Consider the following 21,365-nt stretch of genomic DNA (forward strand, 5'->3'; position numbering starts at 1 on the left):
AGGTTTTGTTCTAGGGCACATCAATGTTGCCATGATGTTACCGCCGAAGGCAGGACGAGTCATAAGAAGTGCTCTTGTAGGATCTGCACAGCCCATAGCTGCTTCCTTCGCAAATTCTTCTTCTGTCTTTGCCATTCTTAAGCCTGTTGTATCTGCAACCAAACCTGTTTTCACACGGCTAGCTACACGAGGAGCCACGTCACGGCCGATGGAAGATGCACCGAAAAGCATGATTTCGGGATCATATTCCTTGATAATTGCTGTAACAGCCTTTGTGTAAGGCTCTGTTACATACTCTTTCAAATAAGGACTGTCAACAAGGATAACCTTGTCTGCGCCATAGTGATACAGTTTTTCAACCTGGCCTTCGATTTCATGACCTAACAGGACAGCTACTACTTCGTCCTTGAGGTCTTCTTTCAATCTGGTGGATTCGCCAATCAGCTCAAGGCCTACGTTCTGTACCTTGCCGCTTCTTTGCTCAATTACTACAAAAATACCCTTGCTCATAGGTGTTTCCTCCTTAAATTTTTCAGTAGTTCAAAGGGCTTCCCATACTTTCAGGGGACATGCCCTCGTTGACATACCGCAAACCAATCCCCCTATAACAGGAATCTTTTATGAAAAAATTAATCCTTCTTTGCAGTAGCAACTTTTTGGGAATATTTTTTGTCGTTTTGTTATTAAATAATAAACTTTTCTTCCAATTTCTTCACAATTGCCTCTACTGCCTGATCAGGTGTAAGGTCATGCAATACAGTTCCTGCACCCTTCATTTCCTTTGTAAAGGATTTGTATACGTTTGTAGGGGATCCCTTCAAACCGATCATATCCAATTCCAAACCATCTTTTAAATCTTCGAAACCGATGACTTTAATTTCTTTCTGATATGCATCGAATACGCCACCGATAGACATATATCTAGGCTCTGCCAACTCAGCAATTGCTGTTAAAAGGCAAGGCGTTTTCAATTTTACAATATGGTAACCATCTTCGAATTGTCTTTTCACTACAACAAAGTCTTCCCCTGCATCCACAACTTCTTCTACATAAGAAACCTGAGGCAAGTGCAATTTTTCTGCAATCTGAGGGCCAACCTGTGCAGTGTCACCATCAATTGCCTGACGGCCAGTAATGATTAAATCATAACCAACTTTATCCAAAGCTGCTGCTAAAATACCGGATGTAGCATAGGTATCGGAACCACCAAATTCTCTGGCGGAAACCAAATAAGCTTCATCACAACCCATAGCCAAAGCTTCTCTCAAAGCAACATCTGCCTGAGGAGGGCCCATGGATACTACGGACACTGTAGCACCAAGTTTTTCTTTTAATGTTAAAGCAGCTTCAATACCTGTTTTATCATCGTGGTTAATAATGGAAGGAACACCGTCACGAATCAGTGTGCCTGTTTTAGGATCAATCTTTACTTCTACGGTATCAGGTACCTGCTTAATACAAACAACTATTTTCATAGAGATAGCTTCTCCTTTCAAATTTGCAAATCTTCAAGTTTACGTTTTCCATTTTTAGAATGAAAACTTACCATCAACGAATTATTTCAAGCCCATCCAATTGGCTACAACAATTTTCTGTACTTCAGATGTACCTTCGTAGATTTCTGTAATTTTTGCATCACGCATCATTCTTTCGATAGGATAATCTCTTGTGTAACCATATCCGCCGAAAAGCTGAACACATCTTCTTGATACATCACTTGCTGTAGAACCCGCCAAATATTTTGCCATTGCTGACAAATGGGAATAAGATCTGTGTGCATCTTTCTCACAAGCTGCTTCATATACTAACAGTTTCACAGCTTCAACTTTTGTTGCCATATCAGCCAATTCGAACTGTGTGTTCTGGAACTGACCGATTTTTTTGTTAAATTGTTTTCTTTCCATAACGTATTTCACACATTCTTCAATGCAACCTTCTGCAATTCCCAATGCCTGAGAAGCAATACCGATACGGCCGCCATCCAAAGTCTGCATAGCGATTTTGAATCCTTGACCTTCTCTACCAAGCAGATTTTCCTTGGGAATACGGCAATTTTCAAAAATCAATTCGCAAGTTGCTGAACCACGAATACCCATTTTTCTTTCCTTTTTGCCAATAGAGAATCCAGGTGTGTCTTTTTCTACGATAAAAGCGGAAATACCGCGGTTTTTCTTTGATTTATCTGTCATTGCAATAATTACATATGTATCTGCATAGCCTGCATTGGTAATAAATACCTTTGTACCGTTGAGTACATATTCATCGCCATCCAGCTTTGCTGTTGTCTGCTGCATAGAGGAATCTGTACCTGCACTGGGCTCGGTCAAACCAAAAGCACCCAATTTTTCACCCTTTGCCAAGGGTACCAAATATTTTTGTTTCTGCTCCTCAGTACCAAACATATAGATTGGACCTGCACATAAAGATGTATGGGCAGAAACAACGACTGCCGTTGTTGCACAAACCTTTGCAAGTTCTTCTACTGCCATAGCGTAAGCCAAATAATCTCCGCCAGTGCCGCCGTATTCTTTAGGGAACGGAATACCCATAAAACCGAATCTTGCCAGTTTTCCTACTGTTTCCACAGGAAATCTTTCTTCTTCATCTAGTTCTTCAGCCAAAGGTTGCACCTCTGTTTCGGCAAACTTTCTGTAAAGATCTCGCAACAAAACGTGCTCTTTAGAATAGCCAAACTCCATAACCTTGTTCCTCCTTAGATCATTTTCATGCTTTTGCATAATTGTTATTTCTCTAACGATTATATTAATGAGCAATTACCGTGCCAAACACCTCTTTTATTGATTTTGGGGACTAATTTTAAATAAAAGATAGATTATCGTTATAAAAAGTGTTAGAATGTAATAAGAGTGTTGTTACAATTATATTTTCTCACAAAAATGAGGTGTCACATCATATGAAACTGACAACAGAACTTTTTTTATCCCTTAATTTTCTGCCAAAAGTGTTAGATAACATTAATGATGGGGTAAATGTAGTAGATACGGACGGAATTTTAGTTTATGTCAATGAAATAAGTGTAAATTATGCCGGTAAGAAAAAGGAAGAGATGCTGGGCAAAGCAATTACCGACTTTTACCCCGCCGCTGTTTTGCTTACCGTTTTACAAGACCGAAAACCCGTTTTAGATAAAACAATTCATTTTGTTCCCCCCAAAAAATATATCGTAAACTCTTATCCAATTTTTCACAAAGGCGAATTTTTAGGGGCTTTTTCCGTCTTTCAAGATATTCAGGAATTGGATCAGCTAAATAGCAAAATCAGACAATTGGAAATGCAAGTAAAATTAACAAAGCCCGAAGGAGATTTTAACCATGTGGTTCATTTAGGCACCATGCAAAGTGTCTTTAAGCAGGCAAAAAAAATTGTAGGTTCTTTGGGCGGCCCTCGTCATTCCATTATTACAGGGGCATCGGGCACTGGTAAAACAATGTTGGCAAATTTAATTTACAACTATGCCAAGGAAATTGGGGTAATCAGTAAAAATGCACCCTTTATCGAAATTAACTGCGCCCAGTTTACCAACCCCGACATTGCCGCCATGGAAATATTTGGTTCCGTAGAAGGTGCATATACCGGCTCTAAAAAGAAAAAAGGACTTTTTGAACAGGCAAACGGTGGAATTTTATTCCTGGATGAGGCTCATACCATCGAAAACTATCAAAACTTGCTCTTAAAAGCCATCGAATCCGGAAAAATTCGGCGAATCGGCGACACCAAGGAAATAGATATTAACGTCATTGTGATTGCCGCTTCCACCAAAAATCTACATGATGTTTTTCTGCCGGAGCTTTATCAGCGTTTAGGACAATATGAAATGTATCTCCCCTCGTTACAGGAACGTTCTTTAGGTGAAAAAGAGCAACTTTTTCTTCACTTTGTGCGCAAATATGAAAATGCGGTATGGGAAGCACGGCGAATTCACTATCATGTACTATTTACCCCTCAAGCAAAACATGCCTTGTTGAATGCCGTTTATCCAAGAAACATACGACAAATGCGTGATATCATTAACTACAGCATTGATGCCTCCTCCCCTCTCATTGAAGATATTGGGGAGAAAACCGACATTACTACAATCGTTGATCTGGAACACATTCCCTTTGACGTTTCAGAACAAATGGATGTAGAAAAAGATGATTCCTTACCCCCTACAAATAAAATAACCAACGATGTGGCACAGTTTATTATGGAACGCTGCAACAAAGGGGATGGTCCAAGAAAAATATCACGCCGTCTAGCAGAGATGGGTTATGACCTTCCGTACTACAAAGTTGCCTATTTTCTAAAAAAAGAAAACATTAACTAAAGGGCATAAAAAAGGACAATCGGTAAAACTCCGGTTGTCCTTTTACTATGATTAAGCTTTAAGCTTCTTGCTCAACCTCTTCTTTTTTTACTTCAGCTGTTTCCCCATTGAGAATGGTCATAAACTCATCACCTGTTATGGTTTCCTTTTCAAGTAGATATGCTGCAATTTCATCCATTTTTTCTCTATTTTCAGAAATAATAGCGTAAGCTTTATCATGAGCCTCTTTTATCATTTGAATCACAGCTTTATCAATTTTTGCGGCTGTTTCATTAGAACATGCCAACGTAGCATCTCCGCCTAAATACTGATTTTGCACGGTTTCCAATGCAACCATACCAAATTCTTCACTCATGCCGTAACGTGTAATCATGGCTCGAGCCATTCTGGTTGCCTGCTCAATATCATTGGAAGCTCCTGTTGTAATGGAATTGAAACAGATTTCCTCTGCAACACGTCCTCCGGTCAATGTGGCTATTTTATTAAATGCCTTTTCCTTATCCATCAAGAAAAATTCGCCTTCATCCACCTGCATAGTATAGCCAAGAGCCCCGGATGTTCTGGGTATAATCGTTATTTTATGAACAGGCGCACAATTTTTTTGTTTTGCCGCTACCATGGCGTGTCCGGCTTCATGGTAGGCAATGATTTCCTTCTCATGTTTGGAAATAACGGCACCCTTTCGCTGATATCCCGCTAAAATAACTTCAACACTTTCCTCCAGATCATTCTGGTTTACCTTGGAACGCCCCATACGAACGGCACGCAGGGCACCTTCATTTATAATATTTGCAAGCTCAGCACCCGATGCACCGGAGGTTGCCCTTGCAATGGAACCAAAATCAATATTCTCCTCCATGGTTATTTTTTTTGCATGAACCTGTAAAATAGCCTCTCGACCTTTTAAATCCGGCAATTCCACAGGAATTCTTCTGTCAAAACGCCCGGGACGCAACAATGCCTTATCTAAGGTTTCCGGTCTATTTGTTGCTGCTAAAATCACAACACCTTTTTTTCCATCAAACCCATCCATTTCCGTTAAAAGCTGGTTCAATGTCTGCTCTCTTTCGTCATTACCACCCATACCACCGCCATCTCTTTTTTTGCCAATGGTATCAATTTCATCAATAAACACAATACAAGGTGCTTTTTCGTTCGCCTGCTTAAATAAGTCTCTTATCTTAGCTGCCCCCATACCAACGAACATTTCAACAAATTCAGAACCTGAAATAGAGAAAAAGGGGACATTTGCTTCACCTGCAACAGCCTGTGCCAAAAGGGTTTTCCCTGTCCCCGGAGGGCCCACCAACAAAGCCCCTTTCGGCATTTTTGCACCAACTACCGTATACTTATACGGATTATGAAGGAAATCAACAATTTCATTAAGGGCTTCCTTTGCCTCGTCCTGTCCCGCTACGTCAGCAAATGTCATGCCCGTTTGCGCCTTAACATATACCTTTGCATTCGCCTTACCAAAGGACATTGCATTGCCGCCAAGTCCCCCCATTTTCCCCATCATCTTGCTCATCACAAACCGCCAGAATAGGCCGAATAACACCAGCATAATCAAGGTGCTGACAAAGGGTGAAATTTCCTTTGGTTTAACCTCATTAAACTTAACCCCCGCCTGATCCAATCGTTCCACCAGCATACTATCATCCATACGGCCTGTAACATATACCTTTTCCGGTTCAACCTGGGTATCTCCATCTTCTGTACCTCTCAGTGCAAAATAAATATTATCCTCATTTACTTGTACTTCACTGATATTTTCACCCTTTAATTCATTCAAAAAAACATCGTAAGTTACTTTTTCCACTCCATTTTTTGTAATCAAAGGTAAAAAGAACATATTAATGATTGCCATTACTAGCAAAGCTAACAACCAGTAAAATATAAACGGCTTCTTTTTATTCTCCATAGATTTCCTCTCTTTCCTTTCCCTTGCTTATGTATCAGCATTTTTGTTTACTTGTACGTTGAACGGTTAAAACCTTTACTCTAAATTTCCCTTAATTTTTTCCAACACTTGATAAAACACAATCCATTCTTCTTCCGTAACATTTTCTGTCATTAATTGTTCCATCGAAATAATGTCTATTAACATTTCATTGTAAAGATTTTTTGCCTCTTGTGTAAGGGTTATTTTTTTTAACCGTGCATCCTGGGCAACACTTTGCCTTTGTACCAAACCTTTTTTCTCCAAGTTTTGAAGAATTCCCGATACTGTAGATCTCCTTACATTAAAATCGGTCTCTAAATCCCGCTGAAAAACATCTCTGTCTTGGTTATCATAAAGATAATGAATAATCCAAATCTGAATTGATGTAAAAGAGTCCCTTCCCTTAGTAAAGGGTTGCTGCGCCATCTTACGGCAGATTGAATTTACAAGGGCCTTTAACTCAATACAAAATTTTGATTGATTGTCCATATTTCACCTCCGATTGTTAGGTTGCTAACAGTATAACATCCTAACAATCGAAAGGCAATTAAATATTAATTAAGATTTGCTCATAAAATCCTTAACTTTCCTCTTTCCGCTCTATATCGGCACCTAAGGCTCTTAACTTTTCGTCTATTTTATAATACCCACGTTCAATATGATGAATATCCCCTATTTCCGTTTCGCCTTTTGCCGCCAATGCCGAAAGAATCAAAGCCGCACCGGCCCTTAAATCCGTTGCACGAACCTTACTGCCTGTTAATTCCTCTACCCCTTCAATTACCGCATTACGACTTTCTATACGAATATCTGCCCCCATACGTTGAAGTTCTCCGGCATGGGTAAAACGGCTCTCAAAAACCGTTTCCGTAATGACACTGGTTCCTTTTGCCAAAGTCATCAAGCTCATAAATTGTGCTTGCATATCCGTAGGAAAACCAGGGAACGGCATGGTTTTTAATTGTAAAGGCTGTAGTTTTCCTTTTCTGTAAACATGAAGACCCTCAGGAACCGTCTCTATTTTTACATTGCATTCTGCCAGTTTCGCCATAACAGGTTTTAGGTGTTCTTCCCTTATATTTTCTAAAATAATATCCCCACCTGTAATTGCCGCACCAACCATAAATGTCCCCGCTTCGATCCGATCAGGAATAACCTGATGGGTTGTGCCCCTCAACTCCTTAACCCCAGTGATTTCCACTGTATCTGTTCCATCCCCCTGAATAACTGCCCCGATTTCCCTTAGAAAATCAGCTAAATCAATAATTTCCGGTTCGGCCGCCGCATTTTCAATTACCGTATTTCCTTTTGCCAAAACAGCTGCCATCATAATATTTTCTGTCGCACCAACACTGGGAAAATCCAAATAAATATTGGAACCTTTCATTTTTTTTGCCGTTAAGTCTATAACACCATGCTCTTGTTTGCTCTTTGCACCCATACTGTGAAATCCTTTTAAATGCAAATCTATCGGCCTGCTTCCTATTTGACAACCACCAGGATGAGGTAGCTTTGCCTGTCCGTATCTGGATAAAAGCGGCCCTGCCACTAAAAAAGATGCTCTCATTTTTCCTGCCTGCTCATAATAGCTTTCTAAAGACGTCAATTCCTTTGCACAAATAAAAATAGATTCTTTCTCCTTATCATAGGATACCTCTGCACCGAACCCCTTAAGAATCTCCAGCATATTTAAAACATCTGTAAGGGGAGGAACATTTTCAATAATACATGGCTCTTGCGTCAACAAACAGGCAGCAATAATCGGCAAAGCAGCATTCTTAGCACCACTGATGCGAACTTTTCCCTGAAATGAATCCGTATGATGAATAACAAATTTTTCCATGCTCATCCCTCGCGTTTCTAAAAAATTAAAATAATGATTGCTTTTTTATTATGTCCGCCCAAAACAAAAGCAACCGATAAAATATCAACCGAATTTGTAAAAATTTTGTATAAAATCATACTTTACAGTTTTGAAACTTCTGGTATAATAGATACATACCCTGCGGATGTAGTTCATCGGTAGAATGAAAGCTTCCCAAGCTTTAGAGGTGGGTTCGATTCCCATCATCCGCTTTTTAAAATGCTACTGAAAAGATATTGAAACCATTCAAAATCCCTTAATCACACAGGAAATATCTCACTGGTTTTAGGCGCAAGTTCGGTATAGTAGGTTATTTCAATTATCTCCTTTCATTTATTTTTAAAACAAAACCTCCTTTTGTTAGAAAAAACTCTAACAAAAGGAGTATTTTTTTGTCACAAAAATATAATACAAGATTAAATTTAGAATTATATCACGGTTACTTAATCGTCCTGCCAAACCTCATTAATATTGTTTCAATAAATACACTTAAGATAATTGCTTAAAATACTTTGTTTTTTCTTAAACCGGTCGATGATATAAGTGAGGGAGTGATTGAAATGAATATTGGTTCAAATATGAGCGCCAAATATACACAATGGCTAAACAGTTTACCCGTGGCAAAAAATGAGGCAAACCAAAATGCAGGGACATTAAATCACGAGGATACAGCAAATGTACCCACATCACCGCAAACAACCACATCTGTTGATATGGATAAGATTTTATATTCAGGCGAAGTTGTACAATCTAAAATGAAAAACTATTCAGGGACGCCCATCACAGAATGCGAAATTGTTCCCTCTTCACAACGTGATTATACAATTGGCGATGCCTTGAATTATCAATATAACAAACAATTCTCATTTAAACTTGATGATTTAATAAACGGTACCACTGAAAACTTCAAGTTGCGTGCACCAGATTCTCCTGTTCCACAAGATTTCATTGATAACTTAAAGCAAAACGGAATTTTGGAAAATAATTATGATACAAGCAGAACGACATTTTACTTGCAAGGTCTTGATGAAGACACTGCAAACCTTGACCATAGCGTAGATTACCTTGCTTCAGGATATGTGGTTTCAAAACAGCATATTGAAGATACTTTTACAGGAGAAGAAAAACAAAAAGCTTTAAATCAAATTGAAACAAACTTCAATTCGGCTATCGAGCAGATTGCGGATAAAACCGCAAAAGAACTGGGCGGATTTTTTGAAGAAAATGGTGTAAATGGTGAAACAGAAAAAATTAAAAACAGTATTATAAAAGCTTACCATGATCAAATAGATAAATATTCCGATTACATAGAAACTGATAAAAACTACGCAAACCTAAATGGAACAGAAAACGAATGGCTGAAAAAAGACGATTCCTATATGGCTTGCCAACTGAGAAAAGCTATCAAAACGGATGAGACATCCCGAGTAAAAGAAAGTGAAACAGGGTATTATTCTTTAAACGAACTCCAGAAAACTAAAGATGTTATATCTGAAATAAAGACTAGTACCAATGATATCAGCTGTTATGATGATGAAGAAAAAATTGGTTATAACCTTGCTGAGCTCTCTCTAAAAGGTGAAGTATTCAGTGAATTCAGCGGTGTTTCCGAAAGTTTAAAAAATGCTGTTAGAAAATCTATCAAGCATATTGTCAATAATATGACCGATGAACTAAACGAACAATTAAAAACGGAAAGAGCTGGGGTGGCAGAGCCCGAAAAATTGGCCGACCTCAATAAAAGAGATATCTTTTCCGTGTACAACAAGGTTATGGATACTTATAAAACTACAAATGATATGTTAAAAGCATTAATAGAGGGTGCTGCTTTCGGTAAAAATCAACATATGAGCAAGACCAACTCTCAATATTCAAATCTTTATCGTTATGGAAATACGGGTTCAAAATATTGGAATAACTTTTTCCAAAATACGTTGCAATATAAAACTCAAATAATTAGCCTGAACCAGTCCGATTCCAATAATGGGTATATCGATAAAGAATCCGGTATCGAAGCTTTGTCAAAGGAATGGAATAGCTTTGTTTCAAAATTTACAGATGATAAAAGTATGATGTTGAGTACAAACAGTTTTTCAGGCTATGCATAAATTTAAACCTACGCATTAAAAAAGCTGAGCTACCACTCCATGGTTAAATCCATTTCGAAACTTAGCGGAAAAGCTATGCTAAAATAAATCAAAAAATCCTCATAACACTTTTTATAAGTGCTATGGGGATTTGCTTAAGAGGTTCAAATTTACTGTTCCTTCCAATCTTCCCTATACACTGCCCTTTACCCCGTTTTTTTCTAATCTTATCTCTACATAGTAATTTTAATTTGATTTTCCCTAACGTAACCAGTTTATCCGTTCCATTTTTTCCCCTTTATTTTTTCATTATCAACATCTTTTTCTATCATTTCGCAGTATATACAATTTATCGCATCAGTGTTATACTAAAAAGAAAAGCTTGTCTATTTTGCTCTTAAAATAAACTTTTTTGAAAGGCATGAGCGCGTTGATTTTATTCAATAATGTATCAAAGACCTATCCAAATAATGAATCAGGTGTGGAAAACATCTCTCTGGAAATTGCAGATGGGGATTTTGTCTTTCTTGTTGGAAAAACGGGTTCCGGAAAAAGCACGTTAATCAACCTAATTACAGGGGAAATCAAGCCTACTTCCGGAGATATTATTGTAAACAACCTATCACTGAATGCTTTGTCGCAAAAAGATTTTCCATACTACAGACGCGTTTTGGGTATAATCAATAACGACTATTCACTTATTGAAAATAAAACAATTTTTCAAAATCTAGAAATTGCTATGTTAGCTTCTGGACACTCCAGTAAATCAATTCGAAAATCTATTCCTCTGGCTCTTGGACTTGTTGGAATGACAAAAAAAATGTATGACTATCCTCAAAATTTATCAGGAGGAGAAACATTCAAAATTCTGATGGCGAGGGCTGTAGTTAATAACCCCCAAATTATTGTTGCTGATGAACCAACGGCTCAATTGGATTATGACTCTTCCCTTGATATTATGTCTTTATTCAACGAAATCAATCAATTGGGAATCACAATCATTATTGCCACCCATGCAAAAGAATTCGTTGACATAATGAAAAAACGTGTTGTAACCTTACAAAACGGAAAAATACTCGGTGATGTTAGTAAAGGAAAATATGGTTGGATAATATGAAAAAACGTAGACGAAAACATAATACACACAAAAAAATTTTTAAAACGATATTTGTGGGAACATATGTCAGCTTCATTTGTTTTTTATATCTATTTGCAACCCGTGTGACCCCTTGGGATATCAATTACTTTATTAAAGAAACGCAGAAACACACAACCGCCTTGGTCACTACGCTGAAAACTCAAAAAGCTGCATTTGATGCAAAACGAGAGGCAGCGGCATTGGCTAAAGCAATTTCTGCAAAAAAAGATAAAACAAGTGAAAAAAAATCTTCCACGAAAGACATTAAAAAAGATACCGATGAAACGGTTTTACAGTCTGACACCATAGAATTAATTTATTATTCTCAAAATGATCCCCGATGGAAAACAGCCATTTATGGTGGCGATAATATTATTGGCGTTTTCGGGTGTGGACCCACTACCCTTGCAATGATTGTCAGTACCCTGACAGATAACCAAATCACTCCTGATGTCGTTGCAAAATGGGCTTACGATAATGGACATTTCTGCAACAATAGTGGATCTTATCATTCAATTATTCCAAAAGGCGTAGAAAATTATGGTCTTACCTCAGAAAGCCTGAAAGACCCCTCAAAAGAAACCATATTCCAAGAGCTTTCCAACGGAAATCTTGTGGTTGTATTAATGAACAAGGGCATATTCACCTCTCAAGGTCATTTTATTGTTCTTCGGGGTGTCACCACAGATGGAAAGGTATTAATTGCTGATTCTCAAAGCCCCGAAAACAGTGAACAAGCTTGGGATATTGAAACGATTTTAAAAGAAGCCAAATATACTGCAAGCTACGGCGGGCCTTTTTGGTCTATCAGTAGATCTTCTTCTTAATAAAATTAATAAAAAGCAAGGTTTTTAAACCTTGCTTTTTATTAATTGACCCCTTTAGGGGATTCACCTTATCTTATCTCACCTATTATTTTTATAAAAGGAGTTGTTCCCGCCAATTTTAAGATTAATCGCTTTATCAAGCTGAATTGTTGTTTGCAAATTTCTTTTAATCTTTTTATAAATATCATGCACCCGCTGCAAATCTGATGAAATCAACACATTTTCTTCCACCTCTTTGGCCATGACGCCTCTGGCTATCTTTTGTTCATTTTCCGGCAGGCTATGCAATAGATCCTCTCTCGCAAAATCTATGTCATCAAGTTCAAGCATTACATCCGTACGCATCTTCATTAACAAGCGAAAAGAATATAAATCATTTCGCTGCAAACACTCGGCCATTTGTTTCGTAACATCCTGTAACTCATTCACTTTATTGTACTGTTTTTGAAGATTTAAAAGCAATCCAGTGAATGTTGTATTCATACGCCATCACCCTTTATATTCCTAATTTTTCACTAACTCTGCCTGAGAAATACGATCGGCCTCTTTAAAGGTATTCCTTAGGTCAAGGAGCATAGTTCTTAACTCTTGTATCATCTCAACGCTTCTGCTTGCTTTAATTCTGGCTACCTGAAATTGAAAATACTCATACAGCTTAGAAATCTCACTGCCTACGGAATATGTCTTATCTAAGGTTTTATCCAGATATTTAATAATTTCCGAAACCCTATTCATAGATGATTCAAACACAGGATAATCGGCATTTTTCAAACACATTTCTGCTTTCGTAAGTCTTTTGGCCGATTCATCAAACAAAAGAAGCAAAAGCTCACCTGAAGTCATTGTATTAACTGATTGTTGTTTATAATTCTGATAACCATAATTATTCATTTTTTTCGTCAATCCTTTCAACGAATTAATAGCTACTATAGTCTGACAACCAACCACTCTGGGAATTTAGCTTCTGCATCATCACCTCTAATTGTGTAAATTGATTTTGGTATCTTGTTCGCTCTGTTTCCAACTTATCTTCCAAGGTTTCAATGATATCATCAATATCATCCATTTTTGTCTGGAGGGTATTTTTCAATAATGAACTTGGAGATGAAGAATTTCCAGCCTTCTCCACAAGAATTCCTTTTGTTGCTCCTACGGTAGACGCATACTTATCTGTTATAAACTTCATTCTTGCCATGAACCCACCAGTTAAAAGGTTTCCATCTTCCATCTCATCGGTAAACATTTGTTTCACATTTTCCGGATCTTCTTGAAGTGCTGACTCTAACTTTGACTCATCTAGGGTTATTTTACCATTATCTTCCCAATCTGAAGAAATAGTAATTCCAATGTCTGCCAAAGTAAACCCATCAGAGCTTGTATTCATAAAAACAAACCTTAAATCATTGGCTAAATTAGAAACATCCGAATCTCCGAAAAGCATACCTTTTTTTGCCTTTGTTTCCCAAGCTTCAATTTCAGAGTCAGACATGTCCTCTTTTTGTTCATCGGTAAGAGGTGCATAATCACGATCACGTTTTTCTTGTATGGCAGTATTGCTTGCTTCTACCATTTCATTATAAGCAGTCACCATATTTTTAATGGCATCTACTATTTTATCTGTATCAGCACTGGCATCAAACTTAATTGCTTCAGTTCCTTCAACATATTCTAATTCTCCCAAGCCATTTTCTTCATAGCCAAACGTTTCCTTTGCCACGATTTTCATACCATTTAGAGAAAAGGAATTGGTTCCACGGGCAATTTCCATGGCATCGGCGCCGCCTTCCCCGTCAAAGTCAACAAGGATGATAGCATCTTGACCTTCCACTGTTTTTCCATTAACCTCGTTGCTTACCGGATCAATTTTTCCATCTCCATCACGTTTGCCGAACAGCAGTCGCTCCATCGCATTAAGCTCTCCACCCGAGCCGCCAATTTCTACAGAACCAGATGCCCCATGTTGGGTTGAAACAACAGAAAAGGAGTCGCTGTTTGCTTGATAGGAAATGTTTACATCCGCATCCTCATTGGAATTGATTGCAGATAAGATATCATTGATCGTAGTTTCGCCTTCTTTATATGTAAATTTAATGCTTGCCCCATTAATCCTAATTTCGTACTCAGTACCATCTACAAGTCCAGCACTCTCCACATCTTTTATTCCGGATTCTTCAAGGGAACTGGTTAAACTTACTTTATTTATTGCACCATTTTCAATGCCAAAAACGCTTCCTTCGCCTAGTACACCAAGAGAAGAACTGGTAACATACAATACGGATGAATTATCCTCAACTCCAGAGGGCAAAATTGTTTTCATTTGAATTTTATTGTCTGCATCCTGCGTTAATTGAATTCTTCCATTACCAAAGGCCGTATCTAACTTTTCCTGCAAATATCCTAGAAAATCCGTTTCGTTTAATTTTGTTTCATCATCAAATGTAATAGTTTGTTTTTCCCCATTGTATTCAAATATAAGGCTTTTATTTAGCATTCGATCTTTAAAAGTTGTATTTTCATGAAGGTCATCAGGATTAATTGCCCCAGCAGCATCCAAACCTCCATCTGTAATGCTTTGATCAACAATCGTGGCATTACCAGAATTTATCCCTAAGTGACTCAATAATTCTGAGTCTCCACTGGTAATTTTTAATTCATTCCCAATTCCATCAATATTTTTAAAGTTTAGAGTTTCTCCGCTTGCAGTTACGCTCATTACGTCGCTAAGATTCTTTCCACTACCAATATCAACTTTTTCTAACGCTTTCGTGATCCCGGCAGCAACCTCAGCAGCACTGGTATATAGCCCCCCGCCTTCTTTTTCAGGCATGGTGACAGAATAACTTGTACTCCCATATTTAACAGTAAAGCTTTTTCCCACCAAAGTACAGGAGTCCTCAGTACCAAAATTAATTGCATCTGTTTGTATATAGTTATTTGACAGTGCTTCAGTTGTGGTAAAACTTGCATCTTGAGCTAACTGCTTGATCCCTTCTATGGAAAGCTGCTGCCCACTGCTTACTTTCCCGGTAACAGAAACACAATCACCGTTCTCACCCGTGGCTGTTATGACACTTCTTGAATAAAAACCAGAACTATTTAAATTTGTACCGGATGAATAAGATGTGTATTTATCTGCGAAACTAACCAGCTTATCACTGATTGCACGATACGCATCTGTTTTCCATGACAATAACGTTTTACTTTGCTTTTGTTTTGCAATTTTACTTCTTGTTGCAATGGTCATCCCATCAATTATTTCATCAGTATCTAAACCACTAACAAGACCGCCAATGCCCTTCGTTGTACTCCCATATGCATTACTACTGGACGATGTTGATGTAAGGCTATTTATCGTTGCCATAGTATCCTCCTTATAATAAAACGTTTCCTCTATACTCTTAACTAATTTTCCTCTATACTTATTTTTCGACATATAGTATACTTTTATTAATAGTTCAGTTTCACAAATAATAAATTATGAGGTGATACTCGTGTCAGTAATCATTACATTAACCAATCAAAAAGGCGGCGTAGGAAAAACAACAACTACTGCTACCCTTATAACCGGCTTATCACTTCAAGAATATAAAGTTCTTGGAATCGACCTTGATCCCCAGGGAAACCTCGGCTTCTCTCTGGGACTGGATATAGAAAATACAGAAACAATTTATGATGTTTTTCGGGGTACAGCAAATATTGAGGATGTTATACAAAAAACAGAATTCGGCGATATTATTCCTTCAAATATATTATTAAGTAGTGCAGAGATTGAATTTAACCGCTCCGGTAGAGAGTATCTTTTAAAAGAAGCCCTAGAACCCGTAATGGACAAATATGATTTTATAATAATTGATACTCCCCCCGCATTAAATATATTAACAGTGAATGCTTACGTTTGTTCGGATCACCTTATCGTACCCATGGTCCCCGAAATTTTAAGCCTTTTGGGAGTAAGTCAGCTGAAAGAAACAGCACAAACCGTAAGAAAGTTCTATAACGCCAAACTGAATGTTTTGGGATTATTGCTTACAAAATATAATAGTCGTACCAATCTGGCAAATGAAGTTGCAGAGTTGGCCGGTGAAATAGCTAACCAGCTGAATACTTCTGTGTTTTCAGCAAAAATCAGATCCAGCGTAGCTGTTGCCGAATCTCCTGCCCATGGAGCCTGCGTTCTTTTATATGCCCCCAGATCAAAGCCAACTTTAGATTATGTAAACTTTATTGAAGAGGTTTTGATTCGATGCAAAGCTCCCAGCAATTAAACGCAATCCCAATACAGTTGAAAGTAGATTATTTTCAATGTTTTTTGTATCAATTTAGTCTAAACATAATCGAAAAGAGGTATTATAATGGCGCGTAAAACGAACAAAACCGCCCATGTCCTTAACCTGATCTCTAAGGCTAAGGATGAACATCAAGCTATGGAAGAACAAATGAAAATCGATAATACAGGTTCTGATGTCTCAAATGATTTATTGTTTATGGGCATTGAACCCTCAAATGATAAATCCATCTCCGAAGAGATTGATGAAAACCTGAAAGCTTTTGTGGAACAAGATGAAAAAACATCTCTAACCCCTGAGGAAAAGGATGAATTGCCAAAGAACGAAGAAACAACACAGCAAAACATGCCTGAAATCAATTCCCAGCCCACGCCAGGCTCCGACACAGAACAAGAGAGGACAGAATATCCTGCTAAAAACAATTTGGAAGCAGAAACAGAAAACAAAATTCCTGCTGAAAACCAAATGGAAGCAGAAAATACTCCCATGCCCTCCTACAAAAATAATACTGTACAAATCTCAGAAACATTACCAACACCAGAGTTTCATTATGTAAATGTCTATGAGAAACTTGTACTGGAAAGACTGGAAGAGTTTCAAACAATGTTTGATATTTGCACTTGCCCAAGATGCACTGCTGATGTGATTGCAATCGCCTTGACCAATCTTCCTGCCAAGTATGTTGTTACCGACAATCCACGCATCATCCCACTACTCAGTTTTTACAGGGAAAAGTTTAAAACCGCAGTTACAGCCCAATTATCCAACGCTTGTGTTGTTGTAAAACAAAAGCCTCTTCATTAATCAAAATTAACAACAATAAAAAGCAGACATAAAAGTGTCTGCTTTTTATTGTTCACTTAAATGACTGCCTTAAACATTTTCTATTCTTTATTTTTCTCAAGCAAATGATCAATCACTTCAACCAAACTTCCAATTTCCGGCTTACTAATCTGCTCATCCGCCCCAATTTGTTTTCCCTTCACATATAGCTCATCATTAATCAAAGAGGAAAAAATAATAACAGGTATTTCCTTCAAAATTTTGTCGCTTTTAATTAATTTTGTCAGTCTATGACCATCCATAGCAGGCATTTCAATATCTGTAATTACCAGTGAAACCTTTTCAGCCAAGCTTTTCTCGTCCTGAATTGTCCTTAAATAATCCCAAGCCTCTTGCCCATTATCAAACTTTAAGATGTTTTTGTAGCCTGCTGTATGTAAACATTCCAATATCATTTTAGACAATAATACAGAATCTTCAGCAAGAATAATGGGATCATCATTTGTTTTTCTTTCCCCCAACTTACTAATATCCTCTGCTTGTATTCCCGTACGCGGCGCAATTTCAGATACTATTTTTTCAAAATCCAAAATAACAACTAAGTTCCCGCTTATTTCCGTTATGCCCGTAGAAACCCCTTCTTCCCCGCCGCTAACGGTCTTATCGGGTTTTTGAATATCTGTCCAAGAAAGCCTGAAGATTCCCTCTACGCTATCTACACGGAAGGCAATATGCATCTTATTAAAATTTGTCACAATAAATAAATCCCGTTCTTCTTGGGATTTTTCATTCCCGAACAAATATTTAGCTAGATTAACCACAGTAATAACCGATCCTCTTGGCTTAAAAACACCTTCTACCACAGGATGAGCCAAAGGCATTGCTGTAACAGATTCTGCCACCATAATTTCCCGCACTTTGGCAACATTGATTCCGTATAGCTTATTATTAATTTTGAATTCCATTATTTCTATCTCATTTGTTCCTGTTTCAAGTAAAATTTCACCCTTGTTTATTACGCCCATATGTATTCCTCCATTACATTGTAGTTATCTCTTCTTTCTACAGCATTAGAAATTTAACAATTAAACCGAAACTACATACTTGTGATTCTTTATAAATACTTTCTCCTTACATAATACCACAAATTCTCACAAAAAAAAGCAAAGCTGTAAATATTCATAAAATTATTTCATATTACGAAAGGTAAGGTGTTTAAAACCCCATTCTTTTCGGCTAAAGCCCATTCCCTTACTGCATACATTTTATAAATAACCACTAAATAAAGAAATGTGGACTTGCGTGAAAGACCGCTAAAAAATAATTTCTTTCCTGCCAAATGATCTGATATTACCTTGTCCATTACTGCAATCAAAAACCAAAGTTCTTGCATAGTTCGCCCCTACCTCCTCGGCAATAATAGGGATTCCCTCTTCCCTTAAGGTTTGACGAACACTTTCTATATTCCGCTGACCGATATTTCCCAAGGCTCCTCCCCCGGGGATATCGAACATTTTCGCCCCACCTGCAATTTTTGCAGTAAGGCGTCTTTTCACCGCACCGAAAACTTCCATTTTTTTAATCGTAGCACGTATTCCTGTATCGGCAAATTTAAAAACATTTGAATCCACACTGTTTTCTAACTTTTTAGGAAGCATTACATGTACCATGGCTCCAACTTTTGCAATAGGATCATATAAACAAACCCCTACACATGAGCCAAGGGCATATGTAATGAGACGCCCCTCCATTCTGGTAAACTTCATATCCGCAATCCCAACTGTAATCTCCTTACCCATTTATAACACCCAGCTTATTCAATAAAAAATTCAACGACTTAATATCCGGCAGCATAATTAAATTACTCGTCATCTCTCCCCCATTATAAATAAATTTTCCATCAACAATCATAATTTTGTCAGTAACATACCCATATTCTATCATAGGTACGGACATGATTCCACCCAACATATTGATTGTCATGGCAGGTACAGAAAGATTTATTGAGATATTGCTAAGCTGAGATACTGCGTTGGCATAAGAAGAAATAATAATATTGCTTATCTCCGCTACTGCAGATGATCTTATTTCATCAATATCCTCAAAACGTTCAATTTTACCAAGGGAAAGCCGTTCAAAAACAATGTTTACAAAGTCAAAATCCAATAAGTAGAGCATAATCCCACTAAACTCGCCGGTCATATGCACCAGTACTGCAGATACGATTTTTTCGGGTCCGCCTAAAAAATCAATTACCTGATTATATCCCATAATTTTTACTTCCGGCAACGACATGGCTATTTTTGCAGATAGTGTTGTAGAGAGTGCCGTTGCTGCATTCCCCGTGCCAATACTTCCGATTTCTCGCAGCATATCTAAGGCAAATCCATTCATTTCCTGATAACTATTGATTTTCATCTTTCCACCAACCATCTAAAGTTTATTTTTACTATTGTCTCAAATTATTTGTTAATTCCTGAATCTCATCCGTTGTTTTAACCATTCTAAGGGAGTACTGATAAGCTCTTTGTGCCTCAACCACTTTAGCAAATTCCTTTGCAATATCTACATTTGAACCTTCAAAGCTTCCTCTGGTAACCTTTGCTTCAACAAGAAAAGACTCTCCGTTTTTTTCAACGGGAATAAAATTGCTGTCTCCAATACTCAGCATACCCTCCAATTTAGGGAAATTGAATACAGCCGGTTCTGCATCCTCCAAAGCAACTGCCTCGCCTTCCAAGGGGTTGCCATCCTTATCCGTTTCCTCACCCGTCACTTCTGTGTTACCGGCTTTAATTCGAATGGGATCTCCGTTCTTTCCAATTACAAAATATCCCTCTTTTGATGCTAAATAAAAACCATCTTCTTTTTCAGACAATACAAAACTACCGTTTCTAGTATAATAATATTCCTTTGTTTGGGGATTCTGTAGCGCAAAAAAACCTGGTCCTTCAATGGAAAAATCCAATTGAGAATCGGAAAAATTTACGCTGCCATTTTCAAAAGAAATGTTTGTTTTTTCCGGCTTCACACCACTACCTGACATTACGTTGGAATCTTGACCATCTACTCCCGCCATATTATTATACATCAAATCAGAGAAACATAAACTTTTTGATTTGTACCCGGCTGTATTCACATTTGCAATATTATTTGCAACTACATCCAATCTTGTTTGCTGGGCCGATGCACCAAGTTTTCCAGTATAAAATGACATCTCCATAACGCTATCCTCCTTTGCAAGTAAAACATTGGGTAAAATCATATCAAAATCTCACCACTAATCACTGACGGTTACATTTTTACTTGTAATTCCTTGCGCTTTCAAAAAACGAATTTACAAATCAAGTTACTGCACTCTACCGATTTCCGTTGCCGCTTTGGAAGCCATGGAATCATACATCTTCAATAGCTGTGCTGCACTTTGTAGTGTTCTTTGGCTTACCATCATATCCGTCATTTCTCGAATGGGGTCTACATTAGAGGCTTCCACATACTTCCACATTACTGTGGAATCTGAATTTTGTGGATTGTCTCCACTGGTGAAAACACCTTCGTCAACCTTAGTCAGGTTATCATAGTTATTAAACTCTACAATCTTCAGTTTTGAAATCAAATTGCCTGAAGCATCATAAATTCTTCCATCGGGCTGCACTTGAAAATCATCGGTAGTCATGCGAATAGGGCCACCGCTGCCGCTAACCCGTCCAATCCCTTGGAGTACAATATAACCTTCATCATCAAGGCTAAAGGAACCATTTCGGGTATAAACCTTTTCTCCCTGCCTGTCAACTTCAAAAAAGCCCTTTCCGTCAATGGCAAAATCCAATACACTGCCGGTCTGCTCCCAACCCCCATGGGAAAAATCCGTTACTGTTTCATAGGGCACCGTAATCATAGATGAATTACCCAAGGGAGTTCCGTCCGCTCCGATCATGTTGTTGCCCGACCTGGACATCACCGCATCCTTGAAGGTTCCTGAAACCATGCTATCCGACTTATAACCGCTGGTGGAAACATTCGATAAATTATTACTAATCACATTCAGGTTTTTGTTCTGTGTAAGCATACTTGATGATAAGTTATAAAATCCTTTAAACATATTTTACCT

At 37.8% G+C, this 21,365-nt stretch carries 20 protein-coding genes and 1 tRNA gene; 7 read left to right on the plus strand and 14 right to left on the minus strand.

Going from position 1 to position 21,365, the window contains the following annotated elements; all coding sequences use genetic code 11:
- The 3 genes from P9Q65_RS05290 to P9Q65_RS05300 all read right to left on the minus strand — a co-directional run.
- A partial coding sequence (locus P9Q65_RS05290; protein WP_442870836.1) for an electron transfer flavoprotein subunit alpha/FixB family protein occupies positions 1 to 510 on the minus strand: 510 nt, incomplete at its 3' end.
- Between the two features lie 173 nt (positions 511 to 683).
- A complete protein-coding gene (locus tag P9Q65_RS05295) occupies positions 684 to 1,475 on the minus strand; it encodes an electron transfer flavoprotein subunit beta/FixA family protein (RefSeq protein WP_304508331.1) in 792 nt (263 codons plus the stop codon).
- Positions 1,476 to 1,556: 81 nt separating this feature from the next.
- Positions 1,557 to 2,699: an acyl-CoA dehydrogenase gene (locus P9Q65_RS05300; RefSeq protein WP_304508332.1), complete on the minus strand. Its 1,143-nt coding sequence runs from the start codon at positions 2,697 to 2,699 to the stop codon at positions 1,557 to 1,559.
- Positions 2,700 to 2,914: 215 nt separating this feature from the next.
- On the opposite strand from P9Q65_RS05300, the gene P9Q65_RS05305 reads away from it, so the two are divergent.
- A complete protein-coding gene (locus P9Q65_RS05305; protein ID WP_304508333.1) occupies positions 2,915 to 4,327 on the plus strand; it encodes a sigma 54-interacting transcriptional regulator in 1,413 nt (470 codons plus the stop codon).
- 58 nt (positions 4,328 to 4,385) lie between these two features.
- Here P9Q65_RS05305 and ftsH read toward each other — a convergent pair whose 3' ends face one another.
- The 3 genes from ftsH to murA form a co-directional block, all read right to left on the minus strand.
- Complete coding sequence (gene ftsH / locus P9Q65_RS05310) at positions 4,386 to 6,248, minus strand: ATP-dependent zinc metalloprotease FtsH (protein WP_304508334.1); 1,863 nt, start codon at positions 6,246 to 6,248, stop codon at positions 4,386 to 4,388.
- 75 nt (positions 6,249 to 6,323) lie between these two features.
- Positions 6,324 to 6,758 carry a MarR family winged helix-turn-helix transcriptional regulator gene (locus P9Q65_RS05315; RefSeq protein ID WP_304508335.1) on the minus strand — a complete coding sequence of 145 codons (435 nt, stop codon included), beginning with the start codon at positions 6,756 to 6,758 and terminating at the stop codon, positions 6,324 to 6,326.
- A gap of 91 nt (positions 6,759 to 6,849) precedes the next feature.
- Positions 6,850 to 8,112: a UDP-N-acetylglucosamine 1-carboxyvinyltransferase gene (gene murA, locus P9Q65_RS05320; protein WP_304508336.1), complete on the minus strand. Its 1,263-nt coding sequence runs from the start codon at positions 8,110 to 8,112 to the stop codon at positions 6,850 to 6,852.
- A gap of 162 nt (positions 8,113 to 8,274) precedes the next feature.
- On the opposite strand from murA, the gene P9Q65_RS05325 reads away from it, so the two are divergent.
- The 4 genes from P9Q65_RS05325 to P9Q65_RS05340 all read left to right on the plus strand — a co-directional run bounded on the left by P9Q65_RS05325 (position 8,275) and on the right by P9Q65_RS05340 (position 12,185).
- A tRNA-Gly gene (locus P9Q65_RS05325) sits at positions 8,275 to 8,345 on the plus strand.
- Positions 8,346 to 8,693: 348 nt separating this feature from the next.
- On the plus strand, positions 8,694 to 10,241 hold the full coding sequence (locus P9Q65_RS05330) for a hypothetical protein (protein ID WP_304508337.1): 1,548 nt from the start codon (positions 8,694 to 8,696) through the stop codon (positions 10,239 to 10,241).
- Positions 10,242 to 10,650: 409 nt separating this feature from the next.
- Positions 10,651 to 11,337 carry a cell division ATP-binding protein FtsE gene (locus P9Q65_RS05335; RefSeq protein WP_304508338.1) on the plus strand — a complete coding sequence of 229 codons (687 nt, stop codon included), beginning with the start codon at positions 10,651 to 10,653 and terminating at the stop codon, positions 11,335 to 11,337.
- Positions 11,334 to 12,185 (plus strand): C39 family peptidase, encoded by an 852-nt coding sequence (locus P9Q65_RS05340; protein WP_304508339.1) that lies wholly within the window; start codon positions 11,334 to 11,336, stop codon positions 12,183 to 12,185. The genes P9Q65_RS05335 and P9Q65_RS05340 overlap by 4 nt, the downstream gene beginning before the upstream one ends.
- Before the next feature lie 78 nt (positions 12,186 to 12,263).
- Here the strand turns inward: P9Q65_RS05340 and P9Q65_RS05345 are convergent, their stop codons facing one another.
- Genes P9Q65_RS05345 through fliD form a run of 3 tightly spaced genes read right to left on the minus strand, consistent with a single transcriptional unit; the run spans position 12,264 to position 15,546 of the window.
- Positions 12,264 to 12,668, minus strand: a complete 405-nt coding sequence (locus P9Q65_RS05345; protein WP_304508340.1) for a hypothetical protein — start codon at positions 12,666 to 12,668, stop codon at positions 12,264 to 12,266.
- A gap of 21 nt (positions 12,669 to 12,689) precedes the next feature.
- Positions 12,690 to 13,076 (minus strand): flagellar export chaperone FliS, encoded by a 387-nt coding sequence (locus tag P9Q65_RS05350; protein ID WP_304508341.1) that lies wholly within the window; start codon positions 13,074 to 13,076, stop codon positions 12,690 to 12,692.
- A gap of 25 nt (positions 13,077 to 13,101) precedes the next feature.
- On the minus strand, positions 13,102 to 15,546 hold the full coding sequence (gene fliD, locus P9Q65_RS05355; protein ID WP_304508342.1) for a flagellar filament capping protein FliD: 2,445 nt from the start codon (positions 15,544 to 15,546) through the stop codon (positions 13,102 to 13,104).
- Between the two features lie 130 nt (positions 15,547 to 15,676).
- Here fliD and P9Q65_RS05360 point away from each other — a divergent pair, with 130 nt between their 5' ends.
- Both P9Q65_RS05360 and P9Q65_RS05365 read left to right on the plus strand, forming a co-directional pair.
- A complete protein-coding gene (locus P9Q65_RS05360; protein ID WP_304508343.1) occupies positions 15,677 to 16,450 on the plus strand; it encodes a ParA family protein in 774 nt (257 codons plus the stop codon).
- An 87-nt stretch (positions 16,451 to 16,537) separates the two neighbouring features.
- On the plus strand, positions 16,538 to 17,275 hold the full coding sequence (locus P9Q65_RS05365) for a late competence development ComFB family protein (RefSeq protein ID WP_304508344.1): 738 nt from the start codon (positions 16,538 to 16,540) through the stop codon (positions 17,273 to 17,275).
- Between the two features lie 80 nt (positions 17,276 to 17,355).
- On the opposite strand, the gene P9Q65_RS05370 is transcribed toward P9Q65_RS05365, so the two are convergent.
- From P9Q65_RS05370 to P9Q65_RS05390, 5 genes are all read right to left on the minus strand, one after another.
- A complete protein-coding gene (locus P9Q65_RS05370) occupies positions 17,356 to 18,279 on the minus strand; it encodes a chemotaxis protein (RefSeq protein WP_304508345.1) in 924 nt (307 codons plus the stop codon).
- Between the two features lie 288 nt (positions 18,280 to 18,567).
- Entirely contained in the window at positions 18,568 to 19,053 is a 486-nt protein-coding gene (locus P9Q65_RS05375; RefSeq protein ID WP_304508346.1) for a chemotaxis protein CheD, read from the minus strand.
- Positions 19,046 to 19,672 carry a chemotaxis protein CheC gene (locus P9Q65_RS05380; protein ID WP_304508347.1) on the minus strand — a complete coding sequence of 209 codons (627 nt, stop codon included), beginning with the start codon at positions 19,670 to 19,672 and terminating at the stop codon, positions 19,046 to 19,048. Before P9Q65_RS05380 ends, P9Q65_RS05375 begins: the two co-directional genes overlap by 8 nt.
- Before the next feature lie 31 nt (positions 19,673 to 19,703).
- A complete protein-coding gene (locus P9Q65_RS05385) occupies positions 19,704 to 20,477 on the minus strand; it encodes a flagellar hook-basal body protein (protein ID WP_304508348.1) in 774 nt (257 codons plus the stop codon).
- Positions 20,478 to 20,603: 126 nt separating this feature from the next.
- On the minus strand, positions 20,604 to 21,356 hold the full coding sequence (locus tag P9Q65_RS05390) for a flagellar hook-basal body protein (protein WP_304508349.1): 753 nt from the start codon (positions 21,354 to 21,356) through the stop codon (positions 20,604 to 20,606).
- Positions 21,357 to 21,365: the final 9 nt, after the last annotated feature.

The sequence above is a fragment of the Anaerotignum sp. genome, assembly GCF_030625865.1.
Classification (GTDB): Bacteria; Bacillota; Clostridia; order Lachnospirales; family Anaerotignaceae; genus Chakrabartyella.